The organism is Thalassotalea euphylliae (genome assembly GCF_003390375.1).
Classification (GTDB): domain Bacteria; phylum Pseudomonadota; class Gammaproteobacteria; order Enterobacterales; family Alteromonadaceae; genus Thalassotalea_F; species Thalassotalea_F euphylliae_A.
The window spans coordinates 366,436-383,002 of sequence record NZ_QUOT01000001.1; the positions used below are offsets into that span (position 1 = coordinate 366,436).

Annotated in this window: 15 protein-coding genes and 1 tRNA gene; 15 read left to right on the forward strand and 1 reads right to left on the reverse strand. The window is 41.2% G+C overall.

The window, feature by feature from the left end:
• The first annotated feature begins 39 nt into the window (after positions 1–39).
• From DXX94_RS01625 to DXX94_RS01685, 13 genes are all read left to right on the forward strand, one after another.
• On the forward strand, positions 40–540 hold the full coding sequence (locus DXX94_RS01625; protein WP_181901458.1) for a chalcone isomerase family protein: 501 nt from the start codon (positions 40–42) through the stop codon (positions 538–540).
• A gap of 67 nt (positions 541–607) precedes the next feature.
• Positions 608–1,159, forward strand: coding sequence for a DUF3833 domain-containing protein (locus DXX94_RS01630; protein ID WP_258872067.1), 552 nt, complete (start codon positions 608–610; stop codon positions 1,157–1,159).
• 194 nt (positions 1,160–1,353) lie between these two features.
• A complete protein-coding gene (locus DXX94_RS01635; RefSeq protein WP_116013444.1) occupies positions 1,354–3,540 on the forward strand; it encodes a fasciclin domain-containing protein in 2,187 nt (728 codons plus the stop codon).
• Positions 3,541–3,912: 372 nt separating this feature from the next.
• Positions 3,913–4,506 (forward strand): LON peptidase substrate-binding domain-containing protein, encoded by a 594-nt coding sequence (locus tag DXX94_RS01640; RefSeq protein ID WP_116013445.1) that lies wholly within the window; start codon positions 3,913–3,915, stop codon positions 4,504–4,506.
• 67 nt (positions 4,507–4,573) lie between these two features.
• Positions 4,574–5,209 (forward strand): sigma-70 family RNA polymerase sigma factor, encoded by a 636-nt coding sequence (locus tag DXX94_RS01645; RefSeq protein WP_116000226.1) that lies wholly within the window; start codon positions 4,574–4,576, stop codon positions 5,207–5,209.
• The gene (locus DXX94_RS01650) at positions 5,202–5,924 is read left to right on the forward strand and encodes a ChrR family anti-sigma-E factor (protein WP_116013447.1); all 723 of its coding nucleotides are present in this window, start codon (positions 5,202–5,204) and stop codon (positions 5,922–5,924) included. Before DXX94_RS01645 ends, DXX94_RS01650 begins: the two co-directional genes overlap by 8 nt.
• Before the next feature lie 15 nt (positions 5,925–5,939).
• Positions 5,940–6,905 carry a YbgA family protein gene (locus tag DXX94_RS01655; protein WP_258872068.1) on the forward strand — a complete coding sequence of 322 codons (966 nt, stop codon included), beginning with the start codon at positions 5,940–5,942 and terminating at the stop codon, positions 6,903–6,905.
• 74 nt (positions 6,906–6,979) lie between these two features.
• Entirely contained in the window at positions 6,980–8,359 is a 1,380-nt protein-coding gene (phrB, locus tag DXX94_RS01660) for a deoxyribodipyrimidine photo-lyase (protein WP_116018229.1), read from the forward strand.
• 57 nt (positions 8,360–8,416) lie between these two features.
• Complete coding sequence (locus tag DXX94_RS01665) at positions 8,417–8,875, forward strand: nuclear transport factor 2 family protein (RefSeq protein WP_116000229.1); 459 nt, start codon at positions 8,417–8,419, stop codon at positions 8,873–8,875.
• The gene (locus DXX94_RS01670) at positions 8,872–9,660 is read left to right on the forward strand and encodes an SDR family NAD(P)-dependent oxidoreductase (protein WP_116013449.1); all 789 of its coding nucleotides are present in this window, start codon (positions 8,872–8,874) and stop codon (positions 9,658–9,660) included. Before DXX94_RS01665 ends, DXX94_RS01670 begins: the two co-directional genes overlap by 4 nt.
• Positions 9,657–10,943: an NAD(P)/FAD-dependent oxidoreductase gene (locus tag DXX94_RS01675; RefSeq protein ID WP_116013450.1), complete on the forward strand. Its 1,287-nt coding sequence runs from the start codon at positions 9,657–9,659 to the stop codon at positions 10,941–10,943. The genes DXX94_RS01670 and DXX94_RS01675 overlap by 4 nt, the downstream gene beginning before the upstream one ends.
• Entirely contained in the window at positions 10,936–11,826 is an 891-nt protein-coding gene (locus DXX94_RS01680) for a DUF1365 domain-containing protein (protein ID WP_116013452.1), read from the forward strand. Before DXX94_RS01675 ends, DXX94_RS01680 begins: the two co-directional genes overlap by 8 nt.
• A gap of 73 nt (positions 11,827–11,899) precedes the next feature.
• A complete protein-coding gene (locus DXX94_RS01685) occupies positions 11,900–13,147 on the forward strand; it encodes a class I SAM-dependent methyltransferase (protein ID WP_374188824.1) in 1,248 nt (415 codons plus the stop codon).
• 545 nt (positions 13,148–13,692) lie between these two features.
• On the opposite strand, the gene DXX94_RS01690 is transcribed toward DXX94_RS01685, so the two are convergent.
• A tRNA-Met gene (locus tag DXX94_RS01690) sits at positions 13,693–13,769 on the reverse strand.
• Between the two features lie 345 nt (positions 13,770–14,114).
• On the opposite strand from DXX94_RS01690, the gene rlmKL reads away from it, so the two are divergent.
• Both rlmKL and DXX94_RS01700 read left to right on the forward strand, forming a co-directional pair.
• Positions 14,115–16,244, forward strand: coding sequence for a bifunctional 23S rRNA (guanine(2069)-N(7))-methyltransferase RlmK/23S rRNA (guanine(2445)-N(2))-methyltransferase RlmL (rlmKL, locus tag DXX94_RS01695; protein ID WP_116013455.1), 2,130 nt, complete (start codon positions 14,115–14,117; stop codon positions 16,242–16,244).
• 55 nt (positions 16,245–16,299) lie between these two features.
• On the forward strand, positions 16,300–16,560 hold the full coding sequence (locus DXX94_RS01700; protein ID WP_116013457.1) for a glutaredoxin family protein: 261 nt from the start codon (positions 16,300–16,302) through the stop codon (positions 16,558–16,560).
• Positions 16,561–16,567 lie beyond the last annotated feature (7 nt).

Below are 16,567 nucleotides of genomic sequence, written 5' to 3' on the forward strand. Positions count from 1 at the left end.
CGAAAAAAAATATTCATATTATTAATTGGACTACTACCTATGTTGTCAATAGCTACTAATGCTTCGGCGATGTCTGCGCATGCAAACAGCTTCCCACAGCAATTAACCGAAATAAAGCAACCGCTTATACTCGTAGGTAAAGCAAAGTTCAGCGTTTTATTTTGGGACATCTATGATAGCGCGCTGTTTACTTACGATGGAAAATACCAAGCAGACGCAGCGTTTTTATTTGAGATAAACTACTTGCGTGATATCAGCCGTGACGATTTAATCGAGCGAACTGTTGAGCAGTGGCAACACCTTGGTGTTGATTCAATAAAGTACCAACCTTTTCTAGCCGACTTAGCCAATATCTGGCCTAACATAACTAAAGGCGATCAACTCGCTATGTGGACAGATGGGCAATCGACGGCATTCTATTTTAATCAAGCTTTTAAGGGGGAAATAGCGGATCCCGCATTTAGCCAATTGTTTGCAAGCATTTGGTTGTCGCCGCAAACAAGCCAACCCAAACTGCGTAAAAAATTGCTAGGCAACTAATAGCCATCAATTAATCATCATCAACGGTTAGTAAAACCACCTGTAATCAAATGCTAAGGAATTCCGCTTGAAAATCACGATAGCTAAAACCCTATTTGCCGTTGCTACTTTTTCATTCATTACAGGGTGTGGCCATCACATCAAAGACTATGATACTACGCAGCCAAAGTTTGAGCTCGATACCTATTTTGATGGCTCTGTAACAGCCTGGGGCTTAGTGCAAGACTATACCAATAAGGTAACTCGTCGATTTTGCGTTGAAATAGAGGGTAGTTGGCAGGGCAATAAAGGCACGCTGGTAGAAACTTTTTATTTTAATGACGGCGAGCGAAGCTACCGCACTTGGCAATTAGTGAAAGACGGCGATAATTATCAAGGAACTGCTGAAGATGTAACGGGCACTGCCACTGGAATGACCCAAGGTTTCGCATTTCAATGGCAGTATCACTTACAGCTCGCCATTGACGGTACAGATTATGAGTTTTTTCTTGACGATTGGATGTACCAAGTTGATCAATCGCGGGTTTTTAATCGTACCTCGATGAAGAAATTTGGGATAGAAGTTGCAGAGCTGACATTATTCTTTGACAAACAACAACCAGTTCGAGGCTGCCAGTAGGCACTAAACGTTAATTTTTAGCTGCTTTTTCTTGTAAAACATATAAAGACGCTTGGATGCAAAATCTAAGGGGATTTCTTTTTCTTTTATATCTTAATTATTTGAATAATAAAGCAAATATCTGATTAAAAAGTAATCTGTTGTGAGCTCGTTGGCGTAATCCTGTCGTCACTAATAAAAACGAGGACACAACATTGAAAGCGTCAACTTTATTAATTACGGCATTTGCCAGTCTATTATTTTTGCAGGGGTGCGACGATGATGACGATCGTCCTAATGTAGTAATCCCTGAACCTCCAGCTGCAGAGCCAAACACCGTAGTCGATGTTGCGGTGGCAGACGGTAACTTCGCAACCTTAGTTGCTGCATTACAAGCAACAGGCTTAGACCAAACGTTAGATGATGCAACTGCAAGCTTCACAGTTTTTGCACCCACAGATGCAGCGTTTGAGCTTCTTGGGCAAGATACCATTAACGCCTTACTGGCGGATACCGATACCTTATCAGACATTCTAACCTACCACGTCATTGCCAGTGAAGTTAATGCGGCCGCAGCGATTGCGAGTGCCGGAATGAAAGTAGAAATGGTAAACGGTGACCAGGTTGGTTTGTCACTTAGTGGTGATAATTTATTAGTCAACACTTCAACGGTAACAACAACCGACATTGTGACTGACAACGGGATTATTCATGTAATTGACGCTGTACTGATGCCCCCGTCAGACCCTGGTATGCCAACGGCAAATATTGTGGACACCGCAGTCGCCGCAGGTTCATTTACGACACTAGTAGCGGCGCTGCAAGCGACTGGATTAGATGCAACGTTAGCGGATGAAAGTGCGACATTTACTGTTTTTGCGCCGACCGACGATGCCTTTGCAATTCTTGGTAGTGATGTCATCGCCACCTTATTGGCAAATCCAGATGTTTTATCAAGTATTTTGCTGCAGCACGTGGTTACAGGCAGCGTCGACTCAGTAACTGCTTATACCTTAAACGGACAATCTGCTACGACAGCATCTGAAGCTATGATTGACATCCTTATTAATCCTGACACTGATATGCTGACGGTAGGCGGTGCAAATGTTGTGATGAAAGACATCTACACGACAAATGGCATTATCCATGTCATTGATGCCGTAATAGTGGGAGACGTTGAGGTGCCAACACCGCCAGGCTCAATTGTCGAGGTTGCCGTTGGTGCAGGTTCATTCACGATACTAGTTACTGCGCTGCAAGCAACGGGGCTGGATACTGTATTAGCGGATACTGACACAGATTTTACGGTATTTGCGCCAAGCGATGCAGCTTTTGCAAAATTGGGTGATGCTACCATTTCAGCATTATTGGCTGATCCAGACACCTTATCTGATATTTTGCTATATCACGTAATTTCAGGTAGTGAAATTAAACGTGATGCTGCATTAACTGTTGCACAGTCGGCGGATAAAAAAGTTATTATGGCTAATAGCGATATGGCTGCGCTTTCAATTTCAGGTTCAGACTTATTTATTAATGACAGCGTGGTCAGCACTGCCGATGTCATGGCAAGTAATGGCGTTATTCACGTGATCGATTCTGTTATTTTACCGCCTGCTATGCGTGGTGAACCAACACAGTCTATTGTTGATGTTGCAGTCGCTGATGCAAACTTCTCAACCTTAGTCACTGCGCTAACAGCAGCAAACTTAGTGTCAACACTTGCTGATGAAAACGCGACATATACGGTGTTTGCACCAACAAACGATGCATTCGCGAAAATTGAATCAGGAGCGTTATCCGCATTACTGACTGATACCAATGCGTTAAGCGCTGTGTTACTCAAACATGTATTGTCGTCTCAAATTGGCTCTGTTGATGCATTTGCTGCCAATGGCGCAATGGTTGAAACGGTGGGTGGTGATAATGTGGCAGTCAACTTAGTAAATTATGCAAGTTTTACTGGTGGTGAAAGTGAAGAAGTTGCATACGATGCCGCTAATCAGCGACTAGTCGGTGGCATGGGGTCATCAATGGCAGGAATGTCGTTGTATGTATTTAACAATGACCTTGGCAGCGCAGGTAGTAATTGTAATGGTGACTGTGCGACAACCTGGCCACCACTGCTGGTAACTGACGGTTTAGTATCCGATATTCCAGGTGTAGGCACGATAATGCGTGATGACGGAAGTATGCAGGCAAGCTTTTTAGGTCGTCCTCTATATTTCTACAGCGGTGATTCAGCTCCTGGCGATACAACTGGTCAAGGGCTTGGTGGCGTTTGGTTCCTTGCTGAGCAAAACCAAACGACATTACAAATTAACGGTAGCAACGTGATAGTAAAAGATATTTACACGACAAACGGCGTTATCCACGTTATTGATACCGTGATCACGAATTAACGGCGTCGTAAATGGTTATTACTAGTGATTATTTCTACTCTTTGTTACCAATAATAACCGTTGCAGGCTCACCCAGTTCGGATGAATTAAACAAGAGCTCGGGTGAGTCAAACAAGACTGGGGCATTGAAATCGAGGCGCTAATACCCCTTGTTTCAATGTCTCAGTTTTTTAATTAGACACATATCTCAACAGCCACATCGCGCTAAATATGCACTAGCATATATTCTCTATTCCTCGTTAAAAACAACGCGTCGACTTGAACTAAAATCCCTTTTCATACGCTATTACCGCAAGGCTGATCAATAACCGAGAGTGCTACGTAGTAATAAACAACAGAATAGTTTGTTACTAGAAATATTTGTGACTATAAATGATTTTACCGATTTTTCCTTTGCCTGTTTATTTGTTGCCTAATGGCATTACCCAACTGCGCATCTTTGAACAGCGCTACCTTAACATGGTAAAGAACAGTCAAAATACTCAAGGCTTTGTTATTGTTCACACACTACGTGATGGTCAAAAAAGTAAATACAAAACCAATGCTAAAACACGTTTGAGCGAGTGGGGCAGTTGGGTTGATATTGTTGACTTTGATAGCGGTGAAGATGGCATGTTGTTGATCACGGTACGTTGTAAATCCTTGGTCAATATCGCTGATGTTCACCAGCAAGAAGACAAACTAAATCTCGCGACAATTTTGCCCAAACCACATTGGCAGGCAGAAGTTGAAAATGAGCGTTGTTTATTACTTAAAACGCAACTTGAACGCCTGTTTGATAGCCACATCGCTTTGCAGAAACTTTACCCAAGTCCTGACTTTGACAGCGATAACTGGGTGTGTGCTCGTTGGCTTGAATTGCTACCTATTGAGTTTTCAGATAAACAGCATTTTTCGCAAGATAACAGTTTTGTTGAAGCTGTAGACTTTCTCACGACTATCTTCGTTAGTGAAACTTCGTCATAATTTAAGTGATCTCCTGTCACTTGCTGCACGTAGTGATTCTTAATAATTCTTGTCTTGGAACAATAATATGGGTCAAAGTACCAACTCTGTGTTGCAAAGTGCTAAACCAAGCGCTAAAGCTATACAGATGAACGAGTCAATTGAGCACCAAACCTTAGCCCAGTTTTTAGTCGACGTTGCCGAGCGCAGAGATCGACAATCGTTTACTGAGCTTTTCAAATTTTTTGCCCCGAAAATACAGCGTATTGCTGCCAGTAAGTACGGCAATGAAGTCTTAGCGTCGGAAGTTGTCCAAGAAACCATGACGAATGTCTGGCGCAAGGCACACCTCTTCGACGTTTCCAAAGGTTCGCCAACTACTTGGGTTTACACCGTAATGCGTAACGTCACGTTTGATTTGTTACGAAAAATTAAAGCTAAAAAAGAAGACAATCTTAGCGACGACTTCTGGCCTATGGTGGAAGGTATCGCTGCAGAAGACGAAAAAAGTGTTTTCTCAGATCACCTAGCGTCAAAAGAAGTGCTCGCGTGTATCGACAAGCTACCAGAGAACCAACAAAGTGTAATTAAAGGCTTTTACTTTATGGAGATGTCACAAGAACAGTTGGCTGTTCACTTAGACATTCCCCTTGGCACGGTAAAATCCAGATTGCGTTTAGCCCTTGCCAAATTAAAGCAGCATATTGGAGAACAACATGATTAAGCATCACCCAGACGATATTATGTTGGGTAAATTTGTTGAAGGTGATTTACCCGCTTCAATTGCCGCAGCTGTCGCAGTTCACGTTGATATGTGCCCTAAATGCAAGGCGAAATGTGAAGCATTAACTGAGCAACAAGCAGAGCGTGTGTTTTCATCAAACGGGCATGTTTCTATTACTCATTCAGAAGAATGTTCACAATCACACACGAGTGAACATAACGCTTTTGAGACTGCAGAGTTCTGTTCAAGCTTATCGATAGAACAAATGGTCAGTGAAATAACTGAAAATGATGAAATTGATCTTGCTGTTGAATCAAGAGAAGAAACAATTTCCGTTCAAGGTACGCAGTACAAGCTTCCACGAGCATTAACAAACCTTGCGATGGGTAAATGGACGAGTATAGGTAACTTAGCAAGAGCTAGGTTAGCACTTGACGAAGAGCCTATTCGCGCCAGCTTATTACAAATACAGCCAGGTGGTTCGGTGCCAGAGCACACTCACAAAGGGTTTGAATTAACGTTGTTGCTAGAAGGTCACTTTAAAGATGATATGGGCGAATATGGCCCTGGCGACTTTATTATGCTAGATGGCAGTAAAACGCACAGCCCAATAACAGACGACGGATGCCTTTGTTACACCGTCGCCAATGATGCTCAGCACTTTACGCAAGGCTTGAACAAGTTACTTAATCCAATTGGCAGTTTAATTTACTAGGCAGAGGTTATTCCTATGAATAAACAACAATTAACAGGCATGGATAAAATCACCATTGGCATCAGTGCTTGTGTACACGGTGAAAATGTGCGTTTTGACGCAAGCTCAAAACCCTCGCACTTTTGTATCGAAGAGTTAGGTGAGTATGTGACATACCAACCTATTTGCCCAGAAGTTGCTATTGGCTTGCCAGTGCCACGCCCAACGATTCGCCAAATTAATAAAAATGACGTGATTCACGTTTCAAGACCTGATGGCAGCGGTGATGTAACCGAAGCGCTGAGTGAGTATGGGAAAAAAATTGCCAAGATAGCAAAAAATTTCAGTGGTTTTATCTTCTGTGCGAAAAGCCCAAGTTGCGGCATGGAACGCGTCAAGGTTTATGATGAAGCAGGTAAGGGTTCAGTTTCAACGGGTGTTGGAGTATTTGCCGCAGAGATCATGAAAGCTAATCCACTATTACCGTGTGAAGAAAATGGCCGATTAAATGATGCTGTGATTCGCGAGAATTTTGTTGCTCGTGTGTACGCCTATCGCATGTGGCAAAGCTTATCTCAAGAGCCAATAACCAAGCATAAATTGATGGAATTTCACACACAGTTTAAGTATACGGTAATGAGTCATGACTTAGTTGCCTATAAAGAACTAGGCCAACTACTTGCAAGGGCAGATCTTGACGTTGAAACTATGGCAGAACAGTACATTACTGGCTTAATGACTGCTTTGAAAACAAAAGCGACGCGCAAAAAGCACTCAAATACGCTACAACATATTCAAGGCTACTTTTCTAACGAGCTATCTCCGATGGAAAAACAAGAATTATCTGGCCAAATTGATGAATACCGAAAAGGTTTAGTACCACTATTCGTGCCGTTAACCTTAATAAAACATCACTTGATGCGATTCCCTAAAGCCTATCTGCAAAAACAGTTTTATTTATCACCGCATCCTGCTGAATTAAAACTTAGGTACAGTTTGTAGCCTAATCCTTGAAAGCTAGAACGCCAGATAATGTGTTTCTAGCATTTATAGCCGTTGTTGATAGAGTATTTTATATGTTGTTATGGTTTCGCAATGACCTTCGACTGACCGATAATCCCGCACTTAACTTTGCAATTGAAAATGGCGTCACCGACGCCATTTTCTTTATCTCTCCTAAACAGTGGCAAGCGCATAATTTAGCGCCAATAAAAAAAGATTTTATTTATCGTCACGCCTTACTACTTAAACATCAACTTGTTGAACTTGGCATTCAACTTCAATTGATAGAGGCAGCGAGTTTTGACGATCAAATTGACTTTTTAAAGGCTAACGAACATAAGCAAATTATTGTTAATCAAGAGCTAGAGCTTAATGAGCAACGCCGTGATGCTGCGCTAAAAGATGCGGGTGTTGAACTTATCACATTTGAAAGTGATGTTGTGGTGCCTAAAGGGCTGATACTAAATCAATCTGGCCAAATGTTTCGCGTGTTTACGCCGTTTAAACGGGCATGGCTTAGTTGGCTGCGTCAACACGGTTTTAACATTGAAACTCACCCCACAATTCAGTCATTAGTTTTCGAGGAGAAAGACCTTTTAGCCAAAATTGAGTCTGACAACTTCAAAGCGGGCGCTGAAAAATGGCCGATGTCGTTTCAAGTTGAACAAACGCTTATTCCAATGTTTATGGAAACTAAATTAAGCAAATATCAAGAGCAACGAGATGTACCATCAATAAAAGGTACCTCTGGTTTATCCCCTTATTTGGCTATCGGCGCGATAAGCCCCAAATATTTATTAACCATATTACTATCAAGGCATCCTGACATACTTTCAGAACAGCCAGCATCTGCCTTTAGCTGGCTAAACGAATTAGTGTGGCGTGAGTTTTATCGCCATCTATTGTTTCACTTCCCAAACTTAATAAAAGGCACTGTATTCAACGAGAAGTATGAAAATATTCCATGGCAAACGGATCAAAAGTATTTACAAGCTTGGCAACAAGGCAAAACAGGTTACCCAATTGTTGATGCGGCGATGCGTCAACTTAATCAAACTGGCTGGATGCATAACCGGTTGCGAATGATAGTCGCAAGCTTTTTAACTAAGCACTTATTAGTTGATTGGCGAGCAGGGGAAACTTACTTCACCGAAAAACTGATTGATTTAGATTTTGCTGCCAATAACGGTGGCTGGCAGTGGTCAGCTGGCACAGGTTGTGATGCTCAGCCATACTTTCGAATTTTTAATCCTATTACGCAAAGCGAGAAGTTTGATCCCCAAGGTAATTTTATCCGTAAATATTTACCAGAACTCGCTGATATACCTGACAAATATATTCATTTCCCACATGAGTATATACGCGCTACAGGACTAAAATGTTACTGGCCTGCCATTGTTGAGCACAAAGCAGCGAGAGAAAAGGCGCTCGCTTTTTATAAGCAGCATTTGTAAAGTTATACAATAAGTTATAGTAAATTAACTGATTGTAACGTTTGGACCTAACTCATTATGGAACCTGTCAGCCCGTTGAAAGTAAATCATTTACCCCTTTGGTTAGAGCAGTTTATAGAAACTTATCAAAAATTGGGCACTGACAACCTAGGTTTACTTAGCAACATTTATGCTAAAGACGTTGTGTTCATTGACCCAATGCATCATATATCGGGCTTTGACAATCTAGAAGACTATTTCGTTAGTTTATACACAAACTTAACGAGTTGTACATTTCGTGTCGACGAGGTCATTTACAAAGGGCAAGACGCCGCCATTTATTGGACCATGGAATACTGCCATCCAAAACTTAACAAAAACAAACCCGTTACCGTGCAAGGGCACTCCAAGCTGCGCGGGTATCGAGATAAAGTCATCTACCACCGAGATTACTTGGATCTTGGCGCCATGATATACGAACACGTACCGCTACTTGGCAGTGTTGTTAAGTTGATTAAGCAAAGAGCAAACGCGTGAGAGTCCTCATTACCGGCGCGACGTCTGGTATTGGTGAAGCGCTAGTTGAGCGCTACCTCGAAGCTGGTATGTCAGTACTAGCCTGTGGGCGCAGCGCAGATAAGTTAAAGCGCTTAGTGAGCAAACATCAAGAAGCAAACGACAGCAATCAGTTAGCAACGCTAACGTTTGATATCACTGACAGTGAGCAAATTCAAAATGCGACGTCAACGCTGGTCGATATTGATATCGCCATACTTAACGCAGGTGATTGCGAATATATTGATGACCCATTTAATTTTGATGCCGTGCTATTCGAGCGAGTAATCAAGGTTAACCTTATTGCGATGGGGCACCTTATCTCAGCATTATTGCCGAAAATATCTCAAGGTGGGCAGCTTGCATTGATGAGTTCAAGCGTTACTAATTTGCCATTTCCAAGAGCACAAGCTTACGGCGCGTCAAAAGCAGGGTTAGACTACCTCGCAAAAGCCATGCAGTTAGAATTGCAGCCATATCAAATATCGGTATCGCTGATTCACCCTGGGTTTATTAAAACGCCACTAACCGACAAAAACGATTTTGATATGCCATTTTTAATGTCTTCTGAACAAGCGGCTCAACGTATATTTATTGGTTTAAGTAAAAGAAAAAACAAAATAGAGTTTCCAAAAAGGTTTATTTATTTGATGAAAATTATCGCCTGTTTACCATCATTTGTGTGGGCTGGGCTTAACAGCAAAGCAATTACGGCTAAGTATGCTGAACATCAAAAGAAGCCTCATTCAAGGAGTATTAAGCAGTGAAGCACATTGCAGTGATAGGCTCAGGAATTGCTGGCCTTACATCCGCTTACTTGTTATCTAAAAAGCATCAAGTCAGCGTATTTGAAAAGAACGATTATATTGGCGGACATACCGCGACCATTGACGTTAACCACAAAGGTGAGCAATTAGCCATCGATACTGGTTTTATCGTATTTAACAACAAAACCTATCCTTTATTTTTACAATTGCTCGACGAAATTGGCGTTGGTAAACAAGAAACCGAAATGAGTTTCTCAGTGCACAATTTACAAACTGGCTTTGAATACAACGGCCACAATCTTAATACGCTATTTGCTCAGCGCCGCAATATCGTCAGACCTCGTTTCTGGCACCTTATTTCTGAAATCCTACGGTTTAATCGCCACTGCAAAGACTTACACACAAATGGCCTAAAAGATGATGGGCAAACACTTGGTGAGTTTTTAGTTGAGCACAGCTATAGCCGCTTTTTCTGTGAACACTATATTTTGCCGATGGGCGCTGCGATATGGTCAAGCTCCGTCGAAGAGATGGAGGCATTCGAACTAAAGTTCTTTATTCGATTTTTCCATAATCACGGGCTGCTTAATGTTGCAGACAGACCTCAGTGGTATGTCATCCCCGGTGGTTCAAAACAATACATAGCTCCTTTAACCAAAAGTTTTGCTGAAAACATTACGCTAAATGCCGATATTCAATCGGTTACTCGCCAAGAAAATAGCGTAACCTTACATTTTGGTAATGGTGATGAGCTAGAATTTGATGAAGTCGTTTTTGCCTGCCATTCGGATCAAGCGTTAGCGTTATTAGGTGATGCTAGTGCTGAAGAAAAACAAGTGTTAGGCGATATTCCTTATCAAGCCAATAGTGTCGTGTTGCACACAGATACAAAGTTGTTACCGAAACGCAAAAAAGCATGGGCAAGTTGGAATTACCAGTTGACCAGTAATCGAAGCCGGCCTGCAAGTGTTACGTATAACATGAATATTTTGCAGGGCTTACAGGCAAAAAACACTTATTGTGTGACCCTTAATCAAGAAGAAGATATTAAGCCAGAAAAAATAATCGAAAAATTTGAATACCATCATCCGATGTTCAATCTCACCTCAATGAAAGCTCAACAAAACCGTTCACTCATTTGCGGGCAGCGCCATACTCATTTTGTTGGTGCATATTGGTATAACGGATTTCACGAAGATGGCGTACGCAGTGCCAATGACGTTGCCGAACGCTTTGATTGTCAGCTGCAATCTTCAGAGCATTTGAGCAAACTATATGGATAAAGAGTTGGCCGAAAATAGCGCTTGTAATAAAAGTACCGCCTGTAATGAAAATGGCGACGTAGGATCGAAACTAACGCCTACGCAAATTAGTAAGCTTTTTGTTGGCAATGTTCGACACCGCCGTTTTTCACCCAAAGCCCATAATTTCAATTATCCGCTGTATATGCTGGGCTTGGATGTTGATCAAGTGACCCACGTTGATAATAGCTCTTCTGTATTTAGCAAACTATTTGGTACGCAATGGTATAAGCCTTTGCGTTTTAAACAAGAAGATTATTTACGCGGTGAACCAGGCGACTTAAAACAACGTATTGTTAACAAAATTAGTACTTTAGGTGGACATGATTCGATAAATAAAGTGATCATGCTGGTGCAAGTGCGGTGTTTTGGTGTTTATTTTAGTCCCGCAAATTTCTATTTTGCATATTCAAATCAAGGCAATTGCTTGTACATGTTGGTGGAAGTCAGTAACACGCCTTGGAACAAAAGACATTATTACCTTGTCGATATGGCAAATATAACGCCGACAGAAAAAGATTTTCATGTGTCGCCATTTATGGACTTAGCGATGCAATATCACTGGCGAGTATCACCTCCGAATTTGACAGAACATGTTGACACTAAGCCAATAAAATCGGATAAAAAAGATAAGTTATTGATACATATTGAAAATATTTCGCATCAACAACAAAAGCTATTCGATGCAACGCTGGCGCTAAAAGGACAAGCAATAAACAGAAAAAACTTAATGTCTGTAATGCGTAGGTTTCCTGCGATGACGTTAACCGTTGTCACAGGCATATACGTACAAGCGCTTAAGCTTTTTATCAAACGAATTCCGTTTGTACCATATCAACGAAAAGCGCAAAAACAAGAATTGTAAACGCATATCTGCTCAACAAAGCTATAAGCGTTAACTAAAAACATCACAACGATAGATATATCAGGAGAATATGGTGGAAAACGTTGCCTCACAATTAGAAAAAACAACAAGTTTTTCGCATTCCAAATTTCAGGATTGGATTAATCAACGTTGTCGACAAATAATATTTAAAATATTTAATCAATTGCCTGATAGTCAATTGGTCATTATTGAAGGCGATCAACAATTCCAATTCGGTGAGCTAAGCGAACATTCGCCATTGTCAGCAACAATCGAAGTGAAAGATCCAAGTACCTACAGCGCGTTAGTGAAAAACGGCAGTATTGGCGCTGCCGAAGCTTATATTGCGGGGCACTGGGATACCACAAATTTAACTGATCTTATTCGCGTATTTGCCCGCGCACAACACGTTACCGATCGATTTGAAAAGTACGTTAGTTGGCTTACTAAACTAAAAAATCAATGGTTTCATTTTAACAATCGCAATTCGCATAGCGGCTCTAAGAAAAACATACTCGCGCACTATGATCTGGGGAATGAGCTATACACTCGCTTTCTCGATAAAGAAATGATGTACTCATCGGCAATTTATCCAAGTGGTGAATCGTCGCTAGAGCAGGCACAGCTCAATAAGCTGAAACTAATCTGTGAACGCCTTGAATTAACCGCAGATGACCATTTGTTAGAAATAGGCACAGGGTGGGGTGGTTTAGCGATATATGCTGCGACTCATTACGGCTGTAAAGTAACAACCACGACGATATCTGATGCCCAATTTGAGTATGCTAAAAATCGCGTAGATTCGCTGGGCTTGGGTGAACAAATAACCTTGTTAAAGAAAGACTATCGATTACTAACAGGCGAGTTCGACAAACTTGTCTCTATTGAGATGATTGAAGCGGTCGGTTATCGCTACATGGACAGTTTTTTTGAACAAATCAATCAGCGATTAAAGCCTGGTGGTAAAATGCTAATTCAAGCGATTACGATTGCGGATCAGCGATTTGATCATTATTTGAATAATGTAGACTTTATTCAGCGTTATATCTTCCCCGGTGGTTTCTTACCGTCGATAGAGCTTATGGCAAGTAAAATTCGTTCACAAACTTCGTTAGTTATTGATGGGTTACACGACATCGGCATTGATTACGCTAAGACCTTAGCTGATTGGCGTGAACGCTTTCTCGCCTCATGGCCTGAGTTACAAACCTTTGGCTATGATGAGAAGTTTAAACGTCTGTGGTTGTTCTATTTAGGTTACTGCGAGGGCGCCTTTTTAGAGCGTTCAACCAGTACAGTTCACTTGATCGCTCGAAAGTAAAAAGCTTCTGTTTAAGACCATTTATTTCAACTCTCTTTCTCAATAAGTGTGATGCGGCTATTTTTGATAGTCGCATACTACTTTGTTGAAAAGATGCTTGGTATTTACTTAGCAATTCAGCATGGTAGTAGCTAAAACCGGATAAAGTAGCGTTCAGCTAAGCGATAAATAGCTTAATACTATAATTGTAGAAACATTATATTAATTAGAGATTTATTGCTGTCTCGCAATACAAAGCATTTTTGAAATGGTTTTGGAAACTGGTGTTTTTTCAAGATAAAGCTGACAGTTTTGTCGCTTATTTATAAAACTTTAACAATTATTTGATTTCTAACCTCAAAAGAAATTGGTTACAAGAGCCATTATTTAATCTAGAGCGAACCGGCGACTTGTTGTCTTTCAGATAATTTTTAACACTTATTTGATTTCTAACGTCAAAGAATTTGCTTGCGGGAGCCCTTATTTTATCAAGAGCGAATCGACGACTTGTCGTCTTTAAGGTGGCTTTTAACATTAAGTATATTTTTTATAACGTTAAAAGAAATTGGTTGCGGGAGCCGGATTTGAACCGACGACCTTCGGGTTATGAGCCCGACGAGCTACCAGGCTGCTCCATCCCGCGCCAAGTATAGTAACTGTTTATGCTGGTCGGTTACCGACGACCTGCGAACTTGCAACATGTGTTAGTTGCTTGTTCTTGGAAGTGAGGCGTATGTTAAGTAGAGTTAACTTAATTTGCAACTAGTTTTATCAAAAAAGCTGTTGTTAGTGTGATTAATGAACGTTACGGGTGCGATCTGAGTACAATTTGAACGTACTGTGTTGGAGCTCTTTGTATTCACACTAAAGTCGGTAACTAGTAATCATTTATTGGTGTTATTAGATCATCAGGTATTTGCCTAAGTGACTATCCCGTCTAGCCTAGTTTGTTTATAATTGCCGCCACTTTTATCTCTAGGCTTTCCTTATGTATCAATTTTTAGCGTTAACTTCTCCGGGTATTGAAATTTTATTGGTGGATGAAATCCAACAATTAGGTGGAAGCAACGTGGTGCAAAAGCCTGAAGGTGTATATTTTACCGCTGAGCTTGAGCAAGCTTATCACATCGTTTTATGGACACGTTTAGCAAGTCGCGTGTTGCTGAAATTAAGTGAAGGCGATGCACAAAACAAAGATGACTTGTACCAAGCCGCGAAAGCGGTTGAGTGGGATGATTGTTTTTCACCTGAGCATTCTTTTGCTATTGATTTTGTCGGTAAAAGCCGAGAAATACGCAACAGTCAGTTTGGCGGTTTAACGGTAAAAGATGCCATCGTCGATTACTTTAGAGAAAACAATTTAGATCGCCCATCGGTGAGTAAACAAGATCCTGATATTCGAATTCAAGCACGACTATTAAAAGGGCAAGTAAGCTTTTACCTAGACTTCTCAGGGCGCGGTTTGTTCCAGCGTGGCTACCGTAAAGACAGTGGCGCTGCGCCATTAAAAGAAAACCTAGCTGCCGCAATGGTGATCCGCTCAGGTTGGTTAGAAGATACTAGCCGCCCATTAGTTGACCCTATGTGTGGTTCAGGCACAGTGCTAATCGAAGCTGTTGGCCTTGCGACCAAACAAGCGCCAGGCTTAGAGCGCGAATATTGGGGCTTTGAACACTGGTTTGGTCATGATGACGCTTTATGGCAACAAGCATTTGATAATGCCAACCAAGCATCAAGCGAAAATTTCTCAAACTTTACTGGCAAGGTTTATGGCAGTGATATTGACAGCCGAGTTGTTAATACCGCTAAACAAAATGCCCGTAAAGCTGGTATTTCTGACTTAATTGAATTTAGCTGCAAAGATGCCGGTAAGATCAACAATGTATTTTCAAAACCCGGTGTAATGTTGTTTAACCCGCCATATGGCGAGCGTATTGGTGAATTACCAGAGCTAGTCGAACTATTTGGCGAGTTTGGTGGTAAACTAAAACAGCAATATGCCAATTGGCGAGTATCGATATTAACGGCTAATACCGAATTGTTGTCTTTATTAAAACTGGCAACGAGTAAGCGCTATAAATTTAAAAATGGTCCGTTAGATTGTTTGCTAGCGATTTACGATTTAGATGAAAAGCAGTTAGCGAAAGATAGCCTGCACGGCAGTGTTGATCTCAGTCAACAGCCATCTGATTTTGCCAACCGGTTAAAGAAAAATCTAAAGGCGTTAAAAGGTTGGGTAAAGGCAGAGAATATTGAGTGTTTCCGTTGTTACGATGCTGACATTCCTGAATACAATGTCGCAGTTGATGTCTATCAAGACTATTTAGTCATCCAAGAATACGCCGCACCAGCCAAAATCGCACCAGAAAAAGTCGCGAAACGACTACAGGAAGTTTTATTTTGGGCGCCAAAAGTTACGGAAATAGAAACCAGTAAAGTGGTTCTAAAAACGCGTCAAAAGCAAAAGGGCAGCAATCAGTACAACAAACTGAATAAAAAGAACCAAGCTTTAGTAGTGAACGAGCACGGTGCCAAACTGAAAGTGAATCTATGGGATTACTTAGATACTGGCCTGTTCCTAGATCATCGAAAAACAAGACAAATCGTTGCAAAATGGGCAAAAGACAAAAGCTTACTAAATTTGTTTGCCTACACTGGGTCAGTGTCTGTACAAGCGGCTTTGCATGGCGCAGAAAAAGTTACCACGGTAGATATGTCAAACACTTACTTAAACTGGGCACAAGAGAACTTTGCCTTGAACCAGTTAGTGAGCCACAAATATGAGTTTATTCAAGCAGACTGTTTAAACTGGCTAAAAGAAAATACTGATAAGTACCAACGTATTTTTATCGACCCGCCAACGTTTTCAAACTCAAAACGCATGGAAGATGCGTTTGATGTGCAACGCGACCATATTGCGATGATAACAGACGCACTTGGTTCGTTAACAGACGACGGCGAAATCATGTTCACCAATAATAAGCGCAACTTCAAAATCGATGTAGAAGCACTTGCCGCGCTTGGCTTACAAGCACGAAATTTAACGGACAAAACTCGCGATAAAGATTTTGCTCGAAATAAGCATATTCATAATAGCTGGTTGATCACCCGCAAATAAACTGGATAAGCGCAGAATCTATAAACAACAAACAACAATCAGTAAACAACATATAATGAAGATTGAACACGGATTTATTTTATATGGCAGCCAAGGCTGCCATTTGTGCGAAGATGCACTTGCACTGTGTCAGCAATTAACCATGCCAGTGATGTTAACAATCGTAGATATTGTCGACGAAGAAGATTTAGTTGAAGCTTACGGTCAGCATATACCAGTAATGCAACGCGACATTGATGGTAAAGAGCTATTATGGCCATTTGACCTTGAACAACTGAATCAATTTGTTGCTGACGGCTTAGCGCTAGAAAACTAAGCACAAG

Excerpts from the sequence above, each read along its gene's own strand:
- phrB (WP_116018229.1), top strand. The coding sequence starts at position 6,980 with ATGTTGTTATGGTTTCGCAATGACCTTCGACTGACCGATAATCCCGCA.
- DXX94_RS01680 (WP_116013452.1), top strand. The coding sequence starts at position 10,936 with ATGGATAAAGAGTTGGCCGAAAATAGCGCTTGTAATAAAAGTACCGCC.
- DXX94_RS01700 (WP_116013457.1), top strand. The coding sequence starts at position 16,300 with ATGAAGATTGAACACGGATTTATTTTATATGGCAGCCAAGGCTGCCAT.
- rlmKL (WP_116013455.1), top strand. The coding sequence starts at position 14,115 with ATGTATCAATTTTTAGCGTTAACTTCTCCGGGTATTGAAATTTTATTG.
- DXX94_RS01645 (WP_116000226.1), top strand. The coding sequence starts at position 4,574 with ATGGGTCAAAGTACCAACTCTGTGTTGCAAAGTGCTAAACCAAGCGCT.
- DXX94_RS01650 (WP_116013447.1), top strand. The coding sequence starts at position 5,202 with ATGATTAAGCATCACCCAGACGATATTATGTTGGGTAAATTTGTTGAA.
- DXX94_RS01640 (WP_116013445.1), top strand. The coding sequence starts at position 3,913 with ATGATTTTACCGATTTTTCCTTTGCCTGTTTATTTGTTGCCTAATGGC.
- DXX94_RS01665 (WP_116000229.1), top strand. The coding sequence starts at position 8,417 with ATGGAACCTGTCAGCCCGTTGAAAGTAAATCATTTACCCCTTTGGTTA.
- DXX94_RS01655 (WP_258872068.1), top strand. The coding sequence starts at position 5,940 with ATGAATAAACAACAATTAACAGGCATGGATAAAATCACCATTGGCATC.
- DXX94_RS01625 (WP_181901458.1), top strand. The coding sequence starts at position 40 with ATGTTGTCAATAGCTACTAATGCTTCGGCGATGTCTGCGCATGCAAAC.